Origin of the sequence: Nostoc sp. DedQUE05 (assembly GCF_034530955.1) — a bacterium.
GTDB lineage: Bacteria > Cyanobacteriota > Cyanobacteriia > Cyanobacteriales > Nostocaceae > Nostoc.
The window spans coordinates 134,757-155,401 of record NZ_JAVRCB010000016.1 but is presented as its reverse complement, the minus strand read 5'-3'; the positions used below and the strand labels follow the sequence as shown (position 1 = coordinate 155,401).

The following is a 20,645-nucleotide window of genomic DNA, read 5'->3' as shown; positions in this document are numbered from 1 at the left end:
GACCAATGACCAATGACCAATGACCAATGACCAATGACCAATGACCAATGACCAAATGTTGTGATATAATTTCCAATCTTGGGAGTAGATATGTGTTAATGCTAGCTTTTGTGCGCTAGGATAAAAAAGGATGTTTTGTGTAAGCTGCCATAGTACTGCCTACATAAAGCATCGCGCTTGTCACACCACCTTTACGGAGACTAGAACCAGGAACAAATCAGCATGGTCAATCAGAATTTAACCGCTACAGAAATTGGATTCACTCACGAAGATTTCGCTGCTCTACTTGACAAATACGATTATCATTTTAGCCCTGGCGATGTTGTGCCAGGAACAGTTTTCAGTATAGAGCCGCGCGGCGCTCTGATTGACATTGGTGCTAAAACCGCAGCATATATACCTATACAAGAAATGTCTATTAACCGGGTGGATAGCCCGGAAGAAGTATTACAGTCAAACGAAACGCGCGAATTTTTCATCCTTACCGATGAAAACGAAGATGGTCAATTAACCCTTTCCATTCGCCGTATTGAATATATGCGGGCCTGGGAACGCGTGCGGCAGTTGCAAGCAGAAGATGCTACTGTCCGTTCTGGCGTATTTGCAACCAATCGCGGTGGAGCATTGGTACGAATTGAGGGATTACGTGGCTTTATCCCAGGTTCCCACATTAGTACTCGCAAACCTAAAGAAGAATTGGTAGGTGAGGATCTGCCATTGAAATTCCTAGAGGTAGACGAAGAACGTAATCGCCTCGTTTTATCTCATCGTCGGGCGCTGGTTGAGCGCAAGATGAACCGCCTAGAAGTCGGCGAAGTAGTAATTGGTACTGTTCGTGGTATCAAACCCTACGGTGCTTTCATCGACATTGGCGGCGTCAGTGGTCTACTGCATATTTCTGAGATTTCTCACGAACATATTGATACACCTCATAGCGTGTTCAATGTCAATGATGAAGTGAAAGTTATGATCATTGACTTGGATGCAGAAAGGGGTCGCATTTCCCTATCTACCAAGCAGCTAGAACCAGAACCCGGCGACATGATTAAAAACCGGGATTTGGTCTACGATAAGGCGGAAGAAATGGCTGCTAAGTATCGCGAACAGCTATTAGCCAAGCAGCAAGGTGCTACTGCTGCGGCTGCACCTGCGGAAGTTCTTGCAGACGAAGATATTCCACCAGCAACAGAGCTTGACGAAGATATTCCACCAGCAACAGAACTTGAGGAAGATATTCCAGTCGTTGCGGGAATTGAAACAGAGATTCCAGCAGCAACGGAAATTGAAGAGGAAATTCCAGCAGCTATTGAAGAGTAATAGATTTTTTATAGTTTTACTTGTTTTGAAGTAAGAGTATTAAATCATTTTTATAAAGAGGGTTTTTCCCTCTTTTTTTATGTGGAGAATCGGTGAAAGTTAAGAATTGGAAGTAGTAGAAGTTAAATATTATGGCAACCATTAAATGTAAAAATATCACTTTTAGTAATATCCAGGCAATTTTGTTTGATAAAAACGGTACTCTAGAAGATTCAGAAACGTATTTGCGATCGCTAGCACAAAAGGCAGCAAGATTAATAGATGCTCAAATTCCTGGAACTGGGGAACCCCTATTAATGGCATTTGGCATCAATGGCAATTTTCTAGATCCCGCAGGTTTAATATCAGTAGCAAGCCGCCGCGAAACAGAAGTTGCGGCTGCGGCATATATTGCCGAAACAGGAAGAGGATGGTTTGAGTGCTTAAAAATAGCCCGTCAAGCTTTGGATGAAGCGGAAAAATACATTGGAGAAACTCCTTCACCACTGTTTGTAGGTAGCCTAGAAATTTTGAAATACCTGCGGGAGGGTGGTCTAAAACTTGGCATTCTCTCGGCTGCGACAACTGAAGAAGTACGCAATTTTGTAGCCAATCACCAATTAAGTAATTATATCCAGTTGCAAATGGGCGTAGATGAAGGGCCCAGTAAACCAGATCCAGTGCTATTTTTGCAAGCTTGCCAAGCTTTGGGAGTTGAACCGAATGCTACCTTGATGGTGGGTGATGCAGTTGGTGATATGCAAATGGCGCGTAATGCTAAAGCCGCAGGTTGTATTGGTATCACTTGGATAGGTAAGTCAGATAATGTCCGAGGTGCGGATGTGGTGATTAATCAACTTGATGAAATCAAGATTTTAGAGGATTAATTTAATGCAAGTTCGATGAACTCAAAAACGGCATTTGGGGCGTTTTCTGACACATTAGTTTTCAGATGACACAGAAATCATCTATGTCACAGAATATCTGTGTCAAGTCAAGTCAATATACCGTAGTGTCTGTCTGTACCTGAGAAGCTTTCTATTTTATTCGCAAAAATCATCTCAAATTAACATATCAATATAATTTTGCAATCTTTCTTTAGATAGATAGTTAAAGAGATCCGTAATATCTCTCATAGAATAAAATAATAAATTTTTTAAAATCAGGGTAAACGCATTTAAATTCTGTAATCCATAGCCAACAAGGATTTCAAATTTTATTTCCAAAAATAAATAATGTTTTAAACCTTGGCTGAGTAAGCATTATACAAATAAGATGCGTTTGTCCTGTTTTTGAGAATAAGGACATTGCAATTTCGATCGCAGTCTCAACTAATTTTCGATCGTTTTTTATTGGTGGAAGCGCATGAATTTTCAAAGCTCTGCTTCACCGGTCATCATTTCTGATTCTAATGATGTCAAAGCTGAAATGTCTTATGTTCAGGGGATAGAGTATTTAATTGAGGTTGTTCAAGCATTGTCACTAGCACGGACGCTAGAACAAATCATGGAGATTGTACGAAAGTCTGCGCGTGAGTTGACTGGGGCAGATGGGGCTAGTTTTGTACTACGAGATGGAGATCAATGTTATTACGCAGATGAAGATGCGATCGCTCCTTTATGGAAAGGACAACGTTTCCCGATGAGTATTTGCATTGGTGGGCATACAATGCGAAACTGTCAGCCCGTTGTGATTAGCGATATTTATGGAGATGAACGGATTCCATTTGCAGCTTACCAACCAACTTTTGTCAAAAGCTTGGCAATGGTGCCGATCCGAACGTGTAACCCCATTGGTGCAATTGGAACATATTGGGCAACGTTACATCAGCCAACAGAAGAAAAAGTAAAGCTATTACAGGCATTGGCAGACACAACAGCTGTCGCAATGGAAAACGTGCAGATTTATAATGAATTAGAACAAAGAGTCCACAATCGAACTGCTGCATTAGAAAAAGAAATAGAGGGGCATCAAAAAATTGAGGCAGAAGTTAGGCGCTTATCTCTAACAGATGAATTAACTGGAGTGTATAATCGACGAGGCTTTTTTCTATTTGCAGATCAGCAATTAAAACTAGCCCATCGGCTACAAAAGCCCTGTTGTCTCTTATTTATAGATATAGATGGATTGAAGCAAATCAATGATACCTTTGGACATGAAGTTGGAGATCGGGTAATAGTAGACGCCGCAGAATTACTAAGTCAAACCTATAGAGATTCTGATATCGTTGCCCGATGGGGGGGTGATGAGTTTGTTGTATTCATTCCGAAATGTTCAGATCGTACGAATGCAATTAGTGTTCGCCTACAAACTAACATTGATTTATTTAATCAAAATTCAAGTAGAAGTTATCATCTATCAATGAGTATTGGAGTTCAAGAGTGCGTTATCAATGAAGATGTTTCATTGGAAAAACTCATATTCCAGGCAGATGAGTTGATGTACCAGCAAAAACGTGCCAAGCGAAGTTCTAGCAATAACAACAGCAGCTTTTAATCCTTTAATAAAGCATATCTAATGTTAATACTCAGCTTTTTTATCTCTTTTTTCATTCCTGACAGTTCTTCCGCTATCTTGACCTAATTCTCAATTTACACTTTTTAGCTTTGTATTCGTTTAAATTACGTTAATTTCTGGAGATGATGTTGGCATCCTAAATTAGGATTTTGCAGTTGATTGCTGGACAATATCATCAATTTTTTAGTTAAGAGTTTTAAGTATAAGTTCCTGCTCTCTCACTTTTTACCGTCACAGGTTCTGACTCTATATCCTCTATCTTATTAAACTCTCCAGCTTGCCAGCTATCTGTTGTATCTTTGATAAAGCTGGCAATAGGGATCGCAATTAATAAACCCAGTACTCCTCCCAACTTTGCGCCCAGCAATAAAGAAATCACCACCCACACAGGATTTAAGCCAGTCAAATTGCTGAGAATTCGAGGTGCAATAATATTAGAATTAATTTGATCGATCGCAACAGCTACACCTAAGACTTCCACCCCTAACCAGAAATTTTGCAGCGCTACCAACAAACTTACTATGGCGATACCTACCCCCGTACCAAAGGGGAAAAGTGAAAATAAGCCAATACCAATACCAAAAAGTAAAGCTAGGGGAACTTGCAGCGCCAAAAACACTAGAGTAATTGTCACCCCTAACACAGCTCCCAATGTTGCTTGACCGATGAAGTAATTGTGGAAATCCTCTCGCAGTAATTCTCGTACTCTTGGCCCAATATTAGGGGGAAACCACTGAAAAATTCCGTCCCAAAGACGTTCACCATTCAATATTAGGTAGATAGTCAGCACTACCGCCAGCAGCACATTGAGGACAATACCAATGGTATCGACAGCAAAACCAAGAATTCTACCAGTGAAGGACTGAAGTTGGTTAGATAATCGTTCCAGAACTTGGGTGAATAAACCACTTAAATTAATCGGAAGTTGCTGTTGACTTAACGCCCAATCTTGAAAAGCTTGCAGCTGCTGAGTACCAGAATCAATCCAACTGGGCAAAATATTAGCCAGTTCAACGAGCTGTTGAATAATCAGGGGAACTAAGGTGATGCCTAAAGCTACTAAAACCACCAGAGTCAAAAGTAACACTCCCCCGATCGCTAAGTTGGGTTTCACTCCTTGTTCCTGGAGAAACTGGATTGGATAGTTCAAGACAAAAGCTAGTAGGATGGCGGCGGCGATAACGCTAACTAAGGGTTGAAAATACTGTATAAGTTGGAGCAATAGCCAGCCGTTGAGAATGGCAATGGGAAATGCCAATCCTATAGTTAACCATCGCGGCAGTTTGTTTGCTGATTGCATTAGCGATCACCTCATAAGAGTTTTAACTTTATTTTGGCTTCTAGGGATGTGGGAAGTGGGGAGCAGTACCTCTGCCTCTCGTGCCCAATGACAAATGACAAATGACAAATGACTAATCCCCAAATTATGTTGGATTTTTCTCAATAAAATCCAACATAATTTTCTGATGCATTGCCCCTAAAGGTCGCACTTCGCCAGCATTTTGTGAATAATAGTTACCTTGGCGAATATCTTCTGGCGTAAATAACGCCATATCCCAGCCCTCATTCAGAACCAGTTGATTTAATTCCACCAAGAGTGGTGCATGAAAGACATGACGGACAACTCTTTCGTTGGGATAACAGCCAAATTCAACAAAGGGTGGTAGATTATAGCCTATTTCTTCTAAAATTTCTCGTTTTACCGCTACATCTGGCGTTTCACCAGGTTCGATGTGACCGCCAAACAGCGCCCAGTAACCAGGGTAGAGAATACCGGGGATGTTGTCACGCAACTGCATGAGAAACTTGTTTTTATGGTAGAGAATTGCGATCGCTACGTGCACCTGTTGATTGTTCATATCTTTATTTTTAATTTTTAATTATTCTTCTTCTAAATAAACTTCCCCCAATTCTTTGCCAGCTAAGGGAATACTTCGGTAGCGAACTTTACCCTTAATTACAACTTCTGAACCTTCACCCAGATTTTTTTGATTGGTGACAACCCAAATTTTGCCCGTTGAGTCCTTAATTTTATAAGCCCACTGTTCGATCAGGGGAGCTTGCTTTTCTACCTGACCTTGGATGTAAACTATAGCCTGATTGTCTTGTTTTGGTTTAATCTCTCCAATTGGAGTGACATTTGTACCAATTTTTAAGCCAGCACCACGCAAACCAGGCGATGTCAAGTTACCACAACTACAAAGTCCTGCGATCAGGAAAAAAATTAACCCCAAACGGTAAGGAACAATACTGTGCCCGTACAAGAACGAAAGAGATAAATTTTTTATTTGTCGCATAAAAGCCATCAATTTATTTTGGGTATCGGGCATTGGGCATTGGGCATTGGGCATTCTTCTCCTGCTCTTCCCCACTTCCTAATTCTTTATTCTTCAGATGATGCCGTTGATCTGAGAAAATAAACATTATGAATTTACTGTGAGAGAAACGCTACGACATCAAACAGCAACACAATAATAGTCGAAAGTCAAGAGTTAAAAATCAATATTTTCATTTTGGACTTTGGACAAAAAGCGAACATAGCTGGGAATTTTCATGGAAACCAAAACTGCCAAAATCCTTGATGGGAAAGCATTAGCTGCAAAAATTCAGCAAGAACTTTCTGTTGCCATTACACAATTACAACCAAAAATTGGACGACCACCTGGTTTAGCAGTGTTGATGGTTGGTGATAATCCAGCGTCAGCCGCTTATGTACGCAATAAAGAAAAAGCCTGCGCTAAAGTTGGGATCGCTTCTTTTGGTAAGCATTTTCCTGCCGAAACTACTCTCCAAGAGTTAGAAGAGGTAATTGCTGCACTCAACCACGATGAAAGAGTGGATGGCATTCTTGTGCAGTTGCCCTTACCTAACCACTTGGATGCTGTAACTCTACTACATCAAATCGATCCCGATAAAGATGCTGATGGACTGCATCCAGTTAACTTGGGGCGACTAGTACGGGGAGAAAGCGGTTTACGTAGCTGCACCCCGGCTGGTGTGATGCGGCTTTTACAAGAATATGAGATTCCTTTGCAGGGAAAACAGGCAGTAGTGGTAGGGCGCAGTATTTTGGTGGGTAAACCGATGGCGCTGATGCTATTAGAAGCTGATGCCACAGTCACGATCGCTCACTCGCGATCGCATGACCTCAAAACCATCACCCAAAATGCTGATATTCTAATTGCAGCAGTAGGTCATCCCGGATTGATCTCTGCTGATATGGTGAAACCGGGCGCTGTTGTGGTAGATGTGGGGATGAATCGCGTCACCGATGCTAATGGCAAAAGTCGTCTCATTGGCGATGTCCATTTTGAATCCACCGCTGATGTCGCAGGATTTATCACCCCAGTTCCTGGTGGTGTTGGCCCGATGACTGTTGCCATATTGTTGGAAAATACATTTGCTAGCTATTCTAGAGCGGCAAAAGAAGAAAAAGAGTGAGGAGTGAGGAGTGATGAGTTAAAAGTTGAAAGCGATCAGTTAAAAGTTAAGAGTTGTTAACTCCTAACTCCTAATTCCTAACTCCTAACTCTTAACTCTTCATTTTTTTCAGTCCCCCAGCACCTTAAAATTGTGACGTATAAGGCAAAAATCGCAAAATGTCAGGAATTAAAGAATGGTAGCAACTGATAACGTCCAAAAGACACCACCAGAAGAAGCCACATTTAACTTAGCAGCTTATTTAAAAGAGCGACAAAAGCTTTGTGATAATGCTTTGGATCGGTCTATCTCGGTTATTTATCCAGAAAAGATTTATGAGGCGATGCGCTACTCGTTATTAGCTGGAGGTAAGCGTGTACGTCCCATTCTTTGCCTTGCCACCTGTGAAATGATGGGTGGAACCATTGACATGGCCATGCCAACAGCTTGTGCTGTGGAGATGCTCCATACAATGTCGTTGATTCATGACGACCTGCCAGCGATGGATAATGACGATTACCGCCGTGGAAAGCTGACGAATCATAAAGTCTATGGGGAAGATGTAGCGATTTTGGCTGGGGATGGCTTGTTGGCTCTTGCTTTTGAGTCTGTTGCCATTCAAACCCCCCAAAGTGTTAAGAGAGAGGTGGTCTTGCAGGTTATTGCCCGTCTTGGCCGAGCCTTGGGGGCAAGTGGTTTGGTCGGCGGTCAAGTTGTCGATTTAGAGTCGGAAGGTAAATCTGATATTTCCTTAGAAACCCTAAATTTTATTCATAAACACAAAACAGCCGCCCTTTTGGAAGCTTGCGTAGTTTGTGGCGGGCTGATTGCTAATGCATCACCTGAAGATGTGCAGCGACTAACCCGTTATGCTCAAAATATTGGGCTAGCATTCCAAATCATCGATGATATTTTGGATATCACTTCTACCCAAGAACAATTAGGTAAAACAGCTGGTAAAGACCAAAAAGCTCAGAAAGTTACCTATCCCAGCCTTTGGGGACTTGAGGAATCGCGATCAATTGCCCAAGAGCTAGTTAAAGAAGCTTGTGTGGAATTAGAACCATTTGGAGACAGAGCTAAACCACTCCAAGCGATCGCTCATTTTATTATCAGCCGTAATAACTAGTAACGCTTTAGGTAATTCGTAATTCGTAATTCGTAATTCGTAATTCGTAATTCCTATACCGCAAGCGTTTCATTGATTGGGAATGGGTGGTTTATTTACACCATACTGTACTACTACTGCCCAACGAAATTAAAAATTCACTGATTCAAAATTATAAAAGCTTACTTGATAAGCTTTTAGGTTATTTTGAATCGCTGGTCTTTTTCTAACGTGATAGATTAATTTTGGATTTTGGGTTGAATCTAAATGTTTCCTCAACCAACAACTGCTGCTAATATTTACTAACCTAACCAAAATAACATGCAGGACATAGGCAACATTTTAGACAACCGGGTACTGCTGGTTGCTCTGGTAGCTTGTTTAATTGCTCAAGCATTAAAGCTCGTAGTTGAGATCGTCAAACATCGCAAACTGAATGTGCGTGTTTTGGTGACAACCGGAGGTATGCCCAGTGCCCATTCGGCTCTGGTTACGGCTTTAGCCGCTGGTGTAGGGCAAACACTGGGTTGGGCATCTCCTGATTTTGCCGTTGCGATCGTTTTTGCCATCATTGTAATGTATGATGCAGCCGGAGTTCGCCAAGCAGCTGGCAAGCAAGCTCGTATTCTCAATCAAATGATTGATGAATTATTCCATGAAAAACCAGACTTTAGCCAAGACCGTCTGAAAGAATTACTCGGACATACACCAGTTCAAGTAATCGCTGGATCGGCTTTGGGTATAACCATCTATTGGTTAGCTAGGTCTGCTTATTAAACTAGAGCAATAAATCTTTGTTTGAGGGCTATTGATAATTAATAACTGGTAATTTGTCAATCAATTTTGAATTTTGGATTTTAAATTTACCCCGTGAATAAATTTAGGGAATTAAGAATGAAAGGATTTGTTCCAAAGAACTTGCCTCACGCAAAGCGAGTATAAATATATTCGCTGAAAACCCTTTGAAATTTTGAATTTAAAATCACAAATTAGGTCAATTGACAAATTACCACTCTGGTATGTCGCTTCAGGATACCAGTGAACTTAAGATCGCTAAAACCGCACAGTCGAGCGCAGCAGAATCACTTTACGACTATCTACTAGGCTGGCAACGAAACCGCCATTGTTTAGCTTTTGCAATGTATTATACGCTTCAGTTTGGTTAGTGGTATAAACTGCTAGCAAGTAAGGGCGTTGTCCATAAGAAACAAAACCGACGTTACCTCCGACCACTTGCTGCACACTATTTACTAGTTCTGGACGGTTATAATAATCTACCAGTACTGCATAACCTTCTCCTAATGCTTGAGGATTATAGCTGACTGTCTGCTGAGGTGGTTTGGGCTGTGATTGTGGCTGCACATCTGCCGTTGTCGTTGGTCGAGTAGTAATTATGGCAGACAAGCCAACAATATTGCTGACATATCTTGCCCAACGATTAGCATCATCAATTTTGTTAAAGCCCCCGACTCGCGTCACAGTTTCGTTGAGATATTTGCAGGTGATAGTTTTAAGTTCAGGTGGTAAAGCGCTACGTAACTGCTTTTGATTATTTGCTGTGGGACTGACTACTAATAAAAGATACTCACCCGCATTTGGTGGTTGACAAGAGGGAATGGTTTTTTGAGCAAGTACAGAACTCATGCCACCAATCAACCCTACAATCGCTAATCCTAAAACACTTGGGAAATTCTGAAATCTATGCACAAAAGTTAGATTATGTAAATTAAGGTGTCCTAGAAGATTTTATAAGAAAAAAGCTGAAAACCTAGCTACTTCAGTATGGTGATGAAATATGTGTCAAAAAATATATTTTGTTACTCAAAAATAAAATCAGGGAGTGGGGGAAGAGGCAGAGGGGCAGAGGGGCAGAGGGGCAGGGGAGCAGAGCAGACAAGGGGACAAGGGAGAATTATTGAACAATCTCCCTTGTTTCCCCATCTTCCTTATCTTTTCTCCATGCCCAATGTCGAATGCGCTATGCCTAAGATACGGTAGTAAGCGATGCCAAAGCATCTGGTATTGCCTCAGAAGGAGCCTGGAATTCGCCAGTAATAACGTACTCTAAACGCAGTTTTAACCAAGTAATAAATTGAGGATTTGTAGAAATAATTGCTACTGCTGGTTGGGGACATTTTGCTTTTAGCTCTTTAAACTGCGGTGTTTCCAAGAAAGCTGGTTGCTCAACTAACCAAAAATCTATTTCTTTTTCTTGTTCGTGGTAGTTACGGGTGCGTTCTTTGAGAACTTCGTGTATCGGTTCTTCTTCGAGAAGAAAGCGGTGACTTGCCAAAACGTAATGGTATGTTTGCATTTTCATCCTTTGCTTGCTATGTGAATAATTTCAGGGCACAGTGACTCTGTACCCTGACAAAACTAACTAACTTTTCTGGGATTTCTTGAACCAAGAACTGAACGGACAAGCACTTTTCTGGTTTTCAGATTTTGTCTGTTTGCCACCAGATGTTAGCTTTTCCAAGAACAGATTATTGTCGAAGTAATGTTCTAAGGAAATAACCTTCAAGTCATCGGTAACTTTTGCAATGCTCATACCGATAATTTCTATTGTTTCTCCAGTAGGTGCATGGTCTTTATATTCTCCGTTAAAATGTCCCCAATGCCGCCATTTAAATGTTACATTCGGTGGCCCTGAGAAAACTTCCAGCACTTCCCAAGGAAATCCTTGAGGAAATGTTGTGTGGAAGACTTTTGCGGATGATTCAAAGCTTTCTTCTGAAGCTTTGTAATGCTCTGAATCAGGCATAAATAGATTGTAAGTACCTTGGGCTGATAAATCTGCTGCGGTATACTCTACTCCGCCATTGGTACTGACGCGAAAGTTGTCATTCACAATAGATAACCACTCTTGCGGGTTAGCTTTGAAGGATACCTCCATCTCGAAGGTTCTCACCAAGTTTTGCACGATCGCTTCCAGTGTTCCTTCAAGATGATTATAGATACTTTCTTTAGCAAGATTCTCTTTTGAACGGGAATAATCAGGCGGTGTCTGATAGCGCCACTTGACATCAGTACTTTCTGCTATCACCTTATCCCGATCCTGTACCCAAAGTGGCAGGTTGTTAGATTGTGTTGCGCTCATAGAAGTTTTTGCTGAAGATTCGATCCCAATTTCTAGATTTCGCAGTGACAACCCCTCTTTTTATATAGGGAGCAGGGAGTAGGGGGCAGGGGAGCAGGGAGATGAGGGAGCGAGGGAGTTAGGGGACAAGGAGACAAGGAGATAAACAAAACTCCTAACTCCTAACTCAGCACTCAGCACTCCTAAAGCCCAATGCCCAATGCCCAATGCCCAATGCCCAATGCCCAATGCCCCATGCCCTATTCCCCATCCCCCCTTATAGCTTGTTTCATCTCGCGGACTGCCCTTTCCATACCTACTAATGCTGCCCGACTGATGATGGTATGACCAATGTTCAGTTCTTCCATGCCTGGAAGCGCAGCCACCGGATAGACGTTCCAGTAGGTGAGTCCGTGACCAGCGTTAACTCGCAATCCGGCTTGAATCGCTTGTTCACACCCTTTTGCTAATATGGCTAATTCTCGCTGGCGATTTGTTTCATCTTTAGCCTCAGCATATTGTCCGGTGTGCAATTCAATAAACTGCGCCTGTGTCTTGACAGATGCTTCAATTTGTGCTGGTTGGGCATCGATAAATAAACTAACTGGAATGCTAGCGCTTTGCAATTTATCGACTATCTCACCTATTCTAGCAATTTGGAGGGCAATATCTAGTCCGCCTTCTGTTGTGACTTCTTCGCGCTTTTCGGGGACTAAAGTCACGTAATCTGGTTTGATATCGAGAGCGATCGCCAGCATTTCATCTGTAGCGGCCATTTCTAAATTAAGATGCGATCGCACTGTTTGCCGCAATATCCGCACATCCCGATCTTGGATATGTCGCCGATCTTCACGCAGATGCACCGTAATTCCATCTGCACCTGCTAATTCTGCCAGTACCGCCGCCGCTACTGGGTCTGGTTCCACTGTCCGCCGCGCTTGCCGGATAGTGGCGATGTGGTCAATGTTAACGCCAAGTGTAGGCACCCCAAATTTCTCCCAAATCCACAGTCCTTAGAATTTGATTTTACTGGAAATAGCGTAGTTTTGCTGAAGGAGCTACAGATAGATTACACGCGTACAATGCGATTGTTTAAAAGAAAACTGAGTTAGCAAAAGCTTATTCTTGGGCAAACTACTTTAAATAAATAGCTGATTTCACAAGAGTTGATGAAGTATGAATACAGCAGTTGAGCCGATGGACAAGCTTTTGAACTATCAAATTAGCGAACAACTTTATGCAGGCTCTAGAACCGTAGTTTACCGTGCTATTCGAGAGGCGGATCGACTTCCGGTTGTGATTAAACTGCTCCAGCAAGAGTATCCTAACTTCAATGAACTGCTGCTGTTCCGTAATCAGTACACTATTGCTAAAAATCTTGACCTACCCGGTATTGTTCATCCCTACAGCCTGGAACCTTACCGCAACAGCTATGCTTTGGTGATGGAGGATTTTGGTGGTATTTCCCTCAGAGATTGGCTCAACCAAAAAATGGCCAGCAATCAATATACTTTGACAGAGTTTTTGGATATTGCGATCGCTCTAAGTAATATTCTTGACGGACTATACCGCCATCAGGTTATCCACAAAGATATTAAGCCTGCCAATATCCTCATCAACCCGGAAACTAAGCAAGTCAAGTTAATTGACTTTAGTATTGCCTCTCTTTTACCTAGAGAAACCCGCGAAATTCACAGTCCCAACGTCTTAGAAGGTACTCTCGCTTACCTTTCTCCAGAACAAACCGGGCGGATGAATCGTGGAATTGACTATCGCAGTGATTACTATTCCCTCGGCGTTACCTTCTATGAATTGCTGGCTGGACATCTGCCTTTTGAGTCTAACGATCCGATGGAGTTGGTTCACTGTCATATTGCAAAGCTTCCAGAGCAATTCAAAATTCAAGTTGCGCTGGAAGCGCACCAAAGGTGCGACTCAAAATTCAAAAATGAAGAATCTATTCCCGAAGTTCTTTGTGGGATTGTGATGAAATTGATGGCGAAAAATGCTGAAGACCGCTATCAGAGTGCATTAGGGCTGAAATTTGATTTAGAAAAATGTTTGTCTCAATTGCAAGAAATTGGCAGGGTTAAATCCTTTCAATTGGGTGAGCGGGATATTTGCGATCGCTTCATCATCCCAGAAAAGCTCTACGGTCGCCAAGCCGAAGTTCAAAATTTACTGGATGCCTTTGAGAGAGTCAGCCAGGGAAGCACTGAAATTATGTTGGTAGCGGGCTTTTCTGGCATTGGCAAAACTGCTGTGGTGAACGAAGTCCACAAGCCAATTGTGCGACAACGGGGTTATTTCATTAAAGGTAAATTTGACCAGTTCCAGCGCAACATCCCTTTCTCTGCCTTTGTGCAAGCCTTTCGAGACTTAATCAGGCAACTGCTAAGTGAAACTGACGCCCAATTCCAGCAATGGAAGCGCAAAATTATTTCTGCTTTGGGTGAACACGGACAAGTGATGATTGAGGTGATTCCAGAACTGGAAAGTATGATTGGTAAACAGCCTCCTGCGCCAGAACTCTCTGGTGGTGCAGCCCAAAATCGCTTCAATTCGCTGTTTTTGAAATTCACTCAAGTCTTCACTGCATCAGAGCATCCATTAGCGATCTTTATTGACGATCTGCAATGGGCAGATGCTGCTTCTTTAAACTTAATGCACTTGTTAATGAGCGAAGCTGACATCGGCTATTTATTGTTAATTGGTGCTTATCGAGATAACGAAGTCAACCCAGTACATCCCCTGATACTGACTTTAGAAGAGATTCAAAAGTTAGATGCTACAGTCAATACGATTACTTTATTACCTCTCGATCGAGTTTCTATCAATCATTTGGTTGCAGATACATTGAGTTGCTCTTTAGCTTTAGCCACACCTCTAACAGAATTAGTATTGAGCAAAACTAAAGGAAATCCTTTCTTCAGCACCCAGTTTCTCAAAGCGCTACATCAAGATAAACTAATTACATTTAATTTTAATGGTGGTTATTGGGAATGTGATATTGCTCAGGTGCGATCGCTCGCTCTTACCGATGATGTAGTAGAGTTTATGGCAATTCAGCTTCAGAAATTGTCAGCAAAAACTCAAGAAGTTTTGAAGTTAGCGGCTTGTGTAGGAAATCAATTTGATTTAGCGACGTTAGCGATCGTCCATGAAAAATCCCAAGTCGAAACAGCCGCAGACTTTTGGAAAGCTTTGCAAGATGGGTTGATTATTCCTACCAATGAAGTTTACAAGTTCTATCATGACGAGTCTGAATTGAGAATTCAAAACTCCGAATTTCAGCAACACAATTTTCCTGATTCTTGCTCTTACAGATTTCTTCATGACCGCGTTCAGCAAGCGGCTTATTCTCTTATCCCTGAATCTCAACGAAAAGCTACTCATTTCAAGATTGGGCAATTACTGTTAAACAATACATCACCCGAAGAGCTTGAAACCAGCATTTTTGATATTGTTAATCAGCTAAATGAGGGAATTGACATAATTGATGGGCAATCTCAAAGATATGAACTTGCTCAACTGAATCTAATTGCTGGTAAGAAAGCAAAAGCTTCTACTGCTTATAAAGCAGCCCTAAAATATTTTACATTGGGTAGAAGCTTGCTGATAGCAGAAAGTTGGTTAGTTAATTATAAAATTGCATTTGAATTACATCGAGAATCCGCAGAATGTGAATATCTAACTGGCAGCTTTGACCAAGCCGAGAAATTATTTGAGATAGCGTTAGCTCAAAGCCAAGATAGGTTTGAGCAAGTAGAGATTTATAGGATTCAGATGTATCTGAGAATGACTCAGGGTGAAAATATAGCAGCTAGTATTGAAGCTGGAGTAAAAGGTTTGAGCATTATGGGAATGAATCTGCTAGTCACTCCTGAAGAACAGCAAGCTGTTATCGAAACCGAACTTCAAGAATTAAAAGCTAAACTGCAAACGATTCGCATATCAGATTTATTCGATCTGCCTGAGATGACAGATTCAGAGAAGAAGGTTTGTATGGGTATTTTAGCTGACCTTTGGGCAGCAGCTTATATGGGAGGAGATCGATACCTCAGTTGCTTGGTTCCTCTATTAACGATCAATTTATCGTTTAAATATGGCAATGCAGAAAGCTCTGGTTTTGCTTACTGTATATATGGGATGAGTCTGGCAAATCAAGGAAATTATCAAACTGCTTATGAGTTCGGTACATTAGCACTAAAACTCGATCGTCACTTTAATAGTACTCAATTTATTTTTAAGACCAATAATATCTTTGCACACACGATTAATCCCTATAATCAGCATTTGAAAACGAATTTGCCACTTTCTCAACAATCATTCCAAATATGTCAAGAAACAGGAAATTTGGTGTTTGGTGTTTGGGCCGTTTCGTTTTTGATTTGGGCGATGTTAATTAAAGGCGATCGCCTCTCAGATGTTTACGCGGAAACTGAAAAATATCTGAGTTATGTCCAACAGGTTAATGATGCCAATATGCTATATGCATTTACTTTACAGCAGCAGTTTTTATTAAATCTGCAAGATATATCTAAAAATACCGATTTATTAGGCGATCGCAACGACGAAGATATTCCCTATATCGAAGTATGGAGACAGAAAAATAACTTCGATCATGGAATTAATTGGTACTGCTTTCTTAAAATCCAATTGTCGTACCTTTATGGTCGTTACGTAGATGCTGTGCAAGCAGCAGAAGAAGCTGAGAAAACTCTTGGTTGTAACTCTGGTTTTTTCCCAATTATTCAGTATCATTTCTATTATCCACTCAGCTTGATAGCTCTTTATCCCAATGTGACATTAGAGAAGAAAAAGCAGTATTGGGACATTATTCGAGAGCATCAACAAATTCAGAAAAACTGGGCGAATAGTTGCCCAGACAACTTTCTACATCGATATCTCTTGTTATCTGCGGAAATAGCAAGAATTTCTGGTAAATATATGGATGCAATCGAGTCATACGATCGCGCCATTGCTAAAGCCAAAGAAAACGAATATGTCAACGAAGAAGCTCTCGCCAACGAGCTTGCAGCCAAGTTTTATTTAGAATGGGGCAAAGAACGCATTGCTCAAGAGTATTTAATTAATGCTTACTATTGCTACACCCGTTGGGATGCTAAAGCTAAAGTCGATGACCTAGAACAGCGTTATCCACAACTGTTAGCCCCAATTTTACAACAGAGGCGATCGCCACTCACACCCAATGACACAATCGCAAATATTGACAGCATTACTACCTTCCACCCAAGCATTCATAAATCAGTAACATCTAGCAGCAATACATCAGTAATGCTAGATTTGGCAACAGTTTTAAAAGCTTCTCAGGCTCTCTCCAGTGAAATTGAATTAGATAAATTACTTACGAAGCTGCTACAAGTAGTGATTGAAAATGCTGGAGCAGATAAGTGTACATTACTACTGCTTAAAGAAGATAGATTGCTAGTTGAGGCGATGGCTCAAGTTGGGCAACAATCAACAGTGTTACAGTCCATTTTTGTGGAAGATAGTGCAGACGTTCCCCATAGTCTAATTTACGCCGTTAAACGTAACTTGCAATCTACCGTTATCTTTGATACAACATTGCATCCAGCGCTAATAGCCGATCCCTATATTATTCGTCAGCAACCCAAAAGCTTGCTGTGTACGCCGATTCTCTATCAAGGAAAACTCTTAGGGATTTTATATTTAGAAAACAATCTGATGACTGGGGCGTTTAGTAGCGATCGCGTCGAAATTCTCAATCTATTATGTACTCAAGCTGCAATCTCCCTAGAAAACGCTAGGCTTTATCAGCAAGCACAAGATGCTCTAGAAAACTTGGGACAGACGGAACAATTTTTGCGGTTAATTATTGACAATATTCCACAATCTGTTTTCTGGAAAGACTGCAATAGTGTTTATTTAGGCTGTAATCATAAATTTACGCAAACTTGGGGTCTAGGAATGCCAGAAAATGTTATTGGGAAAACAGATTATGACCTTCGCTGGACTAAGGAGCAATCAGATTTTTTTGTAGCGCGCGATCGCCGCATTATTGAGTCTGGGGAAGCGGAACTCAACATTATCGAAACCGTGCAGCAAGTAGATGGAACACAAAAGTGGTCTAATACAAATAAAATTCCTCTAAAAGATAGAGAAGGAAACGTTTTTGGCATTCTAAGCACATCTGAAGACATCACTGAACGCCAACAAGCACAACAATTGTTACAGCAGCAAAAACAACAGTTGGAACAAGCGTTGGAAGAACTCAAAACGATGCAATTGCAAGTGGTGCAAAATGAAAAAATGTCTGCTCTTGGCAATCTGGTAGCAGGTGTTGCCCATGAAATCAACAATCCTGTAGGCTTCATTGCTGGTAATATTGAACCTGCCAAAGATTATGTTAAAGATTTGTTTGGACTAATTAATCTTTATCAACAAAAGTTTCCCAATCCCAGTTTAGATATTCAAGATGAAATTGATGCCATCGACTTGAATTATTTACGCGAAGATTTGCCTAAATTACTAGACTCGATGAAATTGGGTGTTAACCGTATTCGTAGTATCAGTACCAGTTTGCGAACCTTCTCCAGAGCAGATAAGGATTATAAAGTTCCTTTTGATATTCACGAAGGGATTGACAGTACTATTCTGATTCTCAGACACCGTTTAAAAGCTAATGAAAACCGTCCAGCAATTGAGGTAGTGAAGAATTATGGCAAGCTACCCCTAGTGGAATGCTTTGCGGGACAACTTAATCAAGTGTTTATGAACTTGTTAGCAAATGCCATTGATGCGCTTGAACAATACAATACAGAACGCAGTTTGGAAGCGATTCTTGCCAACCCCAATTGCATCACTATTCAAACTCGTGTAGTAGATTCAGGTCAAAATGTTTTGATTAAGATTGCTGATAACGGGGTGGGGATGCCACCGGAGGTTAAACAAAAAGTGTTTGACCATTTGTTCACTACCAAGGCTGTAGGAAAAGGCACTGGATTAGGATTAGCGATCGCTCGTCAAATTGTGGTAGAAGCACATGGCGGTTCGATCTCTTGTACTTCCGAACTTGGAAAAGGTACAGAGTTTGTCATTCAAATCTCTACTCAACAACAATAATGAGTGTTGAGTACTGTTAGCGATAGCGGAGTGTTTAGCCCGTGCTGAGTAATTTCCACTTTACTCAGCACTTTTCATTTTTGCTTTTTAAAATTTTAGTTTGGAGTCAAGCTACAATGATGCTTCAATTGCGGAAAGTATGGTTGAAAATTAATCCCCGATGGAATGCCCAAATCGACAAAAAATACTACTCATTTAAATGGCGATCGCGTAACTTTATATTATTATCAATCGTAGTATTTTTGTCTATTAGTATTAGCGCTACAGCTATCACTAGTTACAAAATTGTTAAGGGATTGCTGCTCGATAGTCTGAAAGAACAAGTACTATTAAAAACACGCAAAGGCCAGGATGATATTGATAATTGGTTAGCCATTCGTAAAACAGAAATTAATACTTTGGCAAATTCTGGTGTGGTGCGATCGCTCGATTGGTCTGTAATGGAACCTTACTTGCAATCTGAATTGAAGCGGCTACAAACGTTTTTGCTCATGGGGTTGGTCACACCGGATGCTCTATTAATCAATACTCACGGAGATCATCTCAATGTTAAAGACCGAGAATTTTTTCAGCGGAGTATAGCAGGTGAAACAGTAGCAACCGATCCAATTATTGGACGCACAACTAAACAGTTACAGATTCAGATTAGTTCGCCGATTCCTGCCGAAACAGGCATAAAGCCAGCAGGTGTTTTAATGGGAGGAATTCCAATTAACCGAGTCGTTGAGGCGATCGGCAATTTGCATCAAGGTAAAGGCAGCTATGCCTTTGCGCTGAATTCTCAAGGAGTTCCCATCGCCCATCCCAACACGGAACTAATTGGTACAGCCGAAAAAGCCGCTCAGAGTTTCCTTAATTCACCCAATCCCAGGTTAGCGGAAATTACCCAAAAAATGGTAGCTAAACGCACAAGTATTGAATTAGCTCAACTGGATGGTAAATGGAGCTATGTTGCTTACACTCCCCTCAGAGAGGCAAATTGGTCAGTAGCGTTAATTGTGCTAAAAGAAAATATTGAATCGCCATTACAGGCGTTGAATTTGTTGGCTACCGTTTTGGGAGGATTGCTGGCGGTTGGGTTGATTAGTGCGTGGCGACAGGTGCAACTATATGAACAGATTCGCGATCGCGCCTTGATTTCTAGCCAGCAGACGCAACAACTCAGCAAAACCCTGAAAGAATTGCAAAATACTCAAGCTCAACTCATCCACACCGAAAAAATGTCTAGTCTGGGACAATTAGTGGCTGGAGTGGCACATGAAATCAATAATCCCGCCAATTTTATCCATGCTAATCTCAACCATGCCAGCGTTTACAGCCAAGATATCCTCGATTTACTCAAGCTTTATCAACAAACCTATCCAAATCCTACCCCCGAAATTAGCGATCGCGTTCAAGACCTTGATATTGAGTTTCTTGCAGAAGATTTACCTAAATTAATGGCATCAATGCAAGTGGGAACCAAACGCATTCGTGAAATTGTGCTGTCGCTGCGTAATTTCTCACGCCTCGATGAAGCAGATATGAAATTTGTAGATATTCACGAAGGATTAGATAACACTCTGATGATTTTGAACCGTCGCCTTACAGCTACGCCCAATCTACCAGAAATTCAGATCGTTAAGCAATACAGCGATCTACCGCTAGTAGAATGCTACGCAGGGCAACTCAATCAAGTGTTTATGAATGTTCTCGTGAATGCGATCGATGCACTAGAAGAAGCCAGCCAAAAACGAAGTTTTGAGGAGCTTAAAACTAAGCCTAATCAAATTAAGCTCCAAACCCAAATTGACAAATCAAGTCATTGCGCGATCGTTCAGATTTACGATAATGGTATTGGGATGTCAGAGAATGTCAAGCAACGGGTATTTGACCATATGTTTACTACTAAACCTGTGGGTAAAGGAATCGGATTAGGAATGGCGATCGCTTATCAAATTGTTGTAGATAAACATCGAGGAACTATTGAAGTTGATTCAACCCCAGGATATGGAACAGAGTTTACCATCCGTATTCCTTTAACAAGTAAAAATTAAAAATTGCTGACAAAATTGAAACAGTCAAAGATTATATCAATAAGTTTTTTTGGCTAATTTCTACACTCATAGTCAAAGGCGA

Annotated in this window: 15 protein-coding genes; 8 read left to right on the top strand and 7 right to left on the bottom strand. The window is 41.1% G+C overall.

Annotation, left to right across the window (positions count from 1 at the left end; all coding sequences use genetic code 11):
• Positions 1–222: 222 nt before the first annotated feature.
• From RMZ42_RS14600 to RMZ42_RS14590, 3 genes are all read left to right on the top strand, one after another.
• Positions 223–1,317 (top strand): 30S ribosomal protein S1, encoded by a 1,095-nt coding sequence (locus RMZ42_RS14600; RefSeq protein ID WP_322672058.1) that lies wholly within the window; start codon positions 223–225, stop codon positions 1,315–1,317.
• A gap of 131 nt (positions 1,318–1,448) precedes the next feature.
• A complete protein-coding gene (locus RMZ42_RS14595; protein ID WP_322672057.1) occupies positions 1,449–2,183 on the top strand; it encodes an HAD family hydrolase in 735 nt (244 codons plus the stop codon).
• A gap of 478 nt (positions 2,184–2,661) precedes the next feature.
• Positions 2,662–3,792, top strand: coding sequence for a sensor domain-containing diguanylate cyclase (locus RMZ42_RS14590; protein WP_322672056.1), 1,131 nt, complete (start codon positions 2,662–2,664; stop codon positions 3,790–3,792).
• 217 nt (positions 3,793–4,009) lie between these two features.
• Here RMZ42_RS14590 and RMZ42_RS14585 read toward each other — a convergent pair whose 3' ends face one another.
• From RMZ42_RS14585 to RMZ42_RS14575, 3 genes are all read right to left on the bottom strand, one after another.
• A complete protein-coding gene (locus tag RMZ42_RS14585; RefSeq protein ID WP_322672055.1) occupies positions 4,010–5,113 on the bottom strand; it encodes an AI-2E family transporter in 1,104 nt (367 codons plus the stop codon).
• A gap of 124 nt (positions 5,114–5,237) precedes the next feature.
• Complete coding sequence (locus RMZ42_RS14580) at positions 5,238–5,672, bottom strand: NUDIX hydrolase (RefSeq protein WP_322672054.1); 435 nt, start codon at positions 5,670–5,672, stop codon at positions 5,238–5,240.
• Positions 5,673–5,693: 21 nt separating this feature from the next.
• Positions 5,694–6,164 carry a hypothetical protein gene (locus RMZ42_RS14575; RefSeq protein WP_322672053.1) on the bottom strand — a complete coding sequence of 157 codons (471 nt, stop codon included), beginning with the start codon at positions 6,162–6,164 and terminating at the stop codon, positions 5,694–5,696.
• Between the two features lie 202 nt (positions 6,165–6,366).
• Here RMZ42_RS14575 and folD point away from each other — a divergent pair, with 202 nt between their 5' ends.
• From folD to RMZ42_RS14560, 3 genes are all read left to right on the top strand, one after another.
• The gene (folD, locus tag RMZ42_RS14570; protein WP_322672052.1) at positions 6,367–7,254 is read left to right on the top strand and encodes a bifunctional methylenetetrahydrofolate dehydrogenase/methenyltetrahydrofolate cyclohydrolase FolD; all 888 of its coding nucleotides are present in this window, start codon (positions 6,367–6,369) and stop codon (positions 7,252–7,254) included.
• A gap of 175 nt (positions 7,255–7,429) precedes the next feature.
• Complete coding sequence (gene crtE, locus RMZ42_RS14565; protein WP_322672051.1) at positions 7,430–8,362, top strand: geranylgeranyl diphosphate synthase CrtE; 933 nt, start codon at positions 7,430–7,432, stop codon at positions 8,360–8,362.
• Positions 8,363–8,662: 300 nt separating this feature from the next.
• Positions 8,663–9,118: a divergent PAP2 family protein gene (locus tag RMZ42_RS14560; RefSeq protein ID WP_094350479.1), complete on the top strand. Its 456-nt coding sequence runs from the start codon at positions 8,663–8,665 to the stop codon at positions 9,116–9,118.
• Between the two features lie 276 nt (positions 9,119–9,394).
• On the opposite strand, the gene RMZ42_RS14555 is transcribed toward RMZ42_RS14560, so the two are convergent.
• The 4 genes from RMZ42_RS14555 to RMZ42_RS14540 all read right to left on the bottom strand — a co-directional run bounded on the left by RMZ42_RS14555 (position 9,395) and on the right by RMZ42_RS14540 (position 12,406).
• Positions 9,395–10,048 carry a hypothetical protein gene (locus tag RMZ42_RS14555; RefSeq protein WP_322672050.1) on the bottom strand — a complete coding sequence of 218 codons (654 nt, stop codon included), beginning with the start codon at positions 10,046–10,048 and terminating at the stop codon, positions 9,395–9,397.
• A 277-nt stretch (positions 10,049–10,325) separates the two neighbouring features.
• A complete protein-coding gene (locus tag RMZ42_RS14550; protein WP_322672049.1) occupies positions 10,326–10,655 on the bottom strand; it encodes an MgPME-cyclase complex family protein in 330 nt (109 codons plus the stop codon).
• Positions 10,656–10,721: 66 nt separating this feature from the next.
• Complete coding sequence (locus RMZ42_RS14545; protein WP_322672048.1) at positions 10,722–11,441, bottom strand: SnoaL-like polyketide cyclase; 720 nt, start codon at positions 11,439–11,441, stop codon at positions 10,722–10,724.
• 239 nt (positions 11,442–11,680) lie between these two features.
• Positions 11,681–12,406, bottom strand: coding sequence for a pyridoxine 5'-phosphate synthase (locus RMZ42_RS14540; protein WP_322672047.1), 726 nt, complete (start codon positions 12,404–12,406; stop codon positions 11,681–11,683).
• A gap of 190 nt (positions 12,407–12,596) precedes the next feature.
• Here RMZ42_RS14540 and RMZ42_RS14535 point away from each other — a divergent pair, with 190 nt between their 5' ends.
• Positions 12,597–18,527, top strand: a complete 5,931-nt coding sequence (locus RMZ42_RS14535) for an AAA family ATPase (protein ID WP_322672046.1) — start codon at positions 12,597–12,599, stop codon at positions 18,525–18,527.
• A gap of 116 nt (positions 18,528–18,643) precedes the next feature.
• Entirely contained in the window at positions 18,644–20,563 is a 1,920-nt protein-coding gene (locus RMZ42_RS14530) for a sensor histidine kinase (RefSeq protein ID WP_322672045.1), read from the top strand.
• Positions 20,564–20,645 lie beyond the last annotated feature (82 nt).

Excerpts from the sequence above, each read along its gene's own strand:
- RMZ42_RS14600 (WP_322672058.1), top strand. The coding sequence starts at position 223 with ATGGTCAATCAGAATTTAACCGCTACAGAAATTGGATTCACTCACGAA.
- RMZ42_RS14595 (WP_322672057.1), top strand. The coding sequence starts at position 1,449 with ATGGCAACCATTAAATGTAAAAATATCACTTTTAGTAATATCCAGGCA.
- RMZ42_RS14590 (WP_322672056.1), top strand. The coding sequence starts at position 2,662 with ATGAATTTTCAAAGCTCTGCTTCACCGGTCATCATTTCTGATTCTAAT.
- RMZ42_RS14585 (WP_322672055.1), bottom strand. The coding sequence starts at position 5,113 with ATGCAATCAGCAAACAAACTGCCGCGATGGTTAACTATAGGATTGGCA.
- RMZ42_RS14580 (WP_322672054.1), bottom strand. The coding sequence starts at position 5,672 with ATGAACAATCAACAGGTGCACGTAGCGATCGCAATTCTCTACCATAAA.
- RMZ42_RS14575 (WP_322672053.1), bottom strand. The coding sequence starts at position 6,164 with ATGCCCAATGCCCAATGCCCAATGCCCGATACCCAAAATAAATTGATG.
- folD (WP_322672052.1), top strand. The coding sequence starts at position 6,367 with ATGGAAACCAAAACTGCCAAAATCCTTGATGGGAAAGCATTAGCTGCA.
- crtE (WP_322672051.1), top strand. The coding sequence starts at position 7,430 with ATGGTAGCAACTGATAACGTCCAAAAGACACCACCAGAAGAAGCCACA.
- RMZ42_RS14560 (WP_094350479.1), top strand. The coding sequence starts at position 8,663 with ATGCAGGACATAGGCAACATTTTAGACAACCGGGTACTGCTGGTTGCT.
- RMZ42_RS14550 (WP_322672049.1), bottom strand. The coding sequence starts at position 10,655 with ATGCAAACATACCATTACGTTTTGGCAAGTCACCGCTTTCTTCTCGAA.
- RMZ42_RS14545 (WP_322672048.1), bottom strand. The coding sequence starts at position 11,441 with ATGAGCGCAACACAATCTAACAACCTGCCACTTTGGGTACAGGATCGG.
- RMZ42_RS14535 (WP_322672046.1), top strand. The coding sequence starts at position 12,597 with ATGAATACAGCAGTTGAGCCGATGGACAAGCTTTTGAACTATCAAATT.
- RMZ42_RS14530 (WP_322672045.1), top strand. The coding sequence starts at position 18,644 with ATGATGCTTCAATTGCGGAAAGTATGGTTGAAAATTAATCCCCGATGG.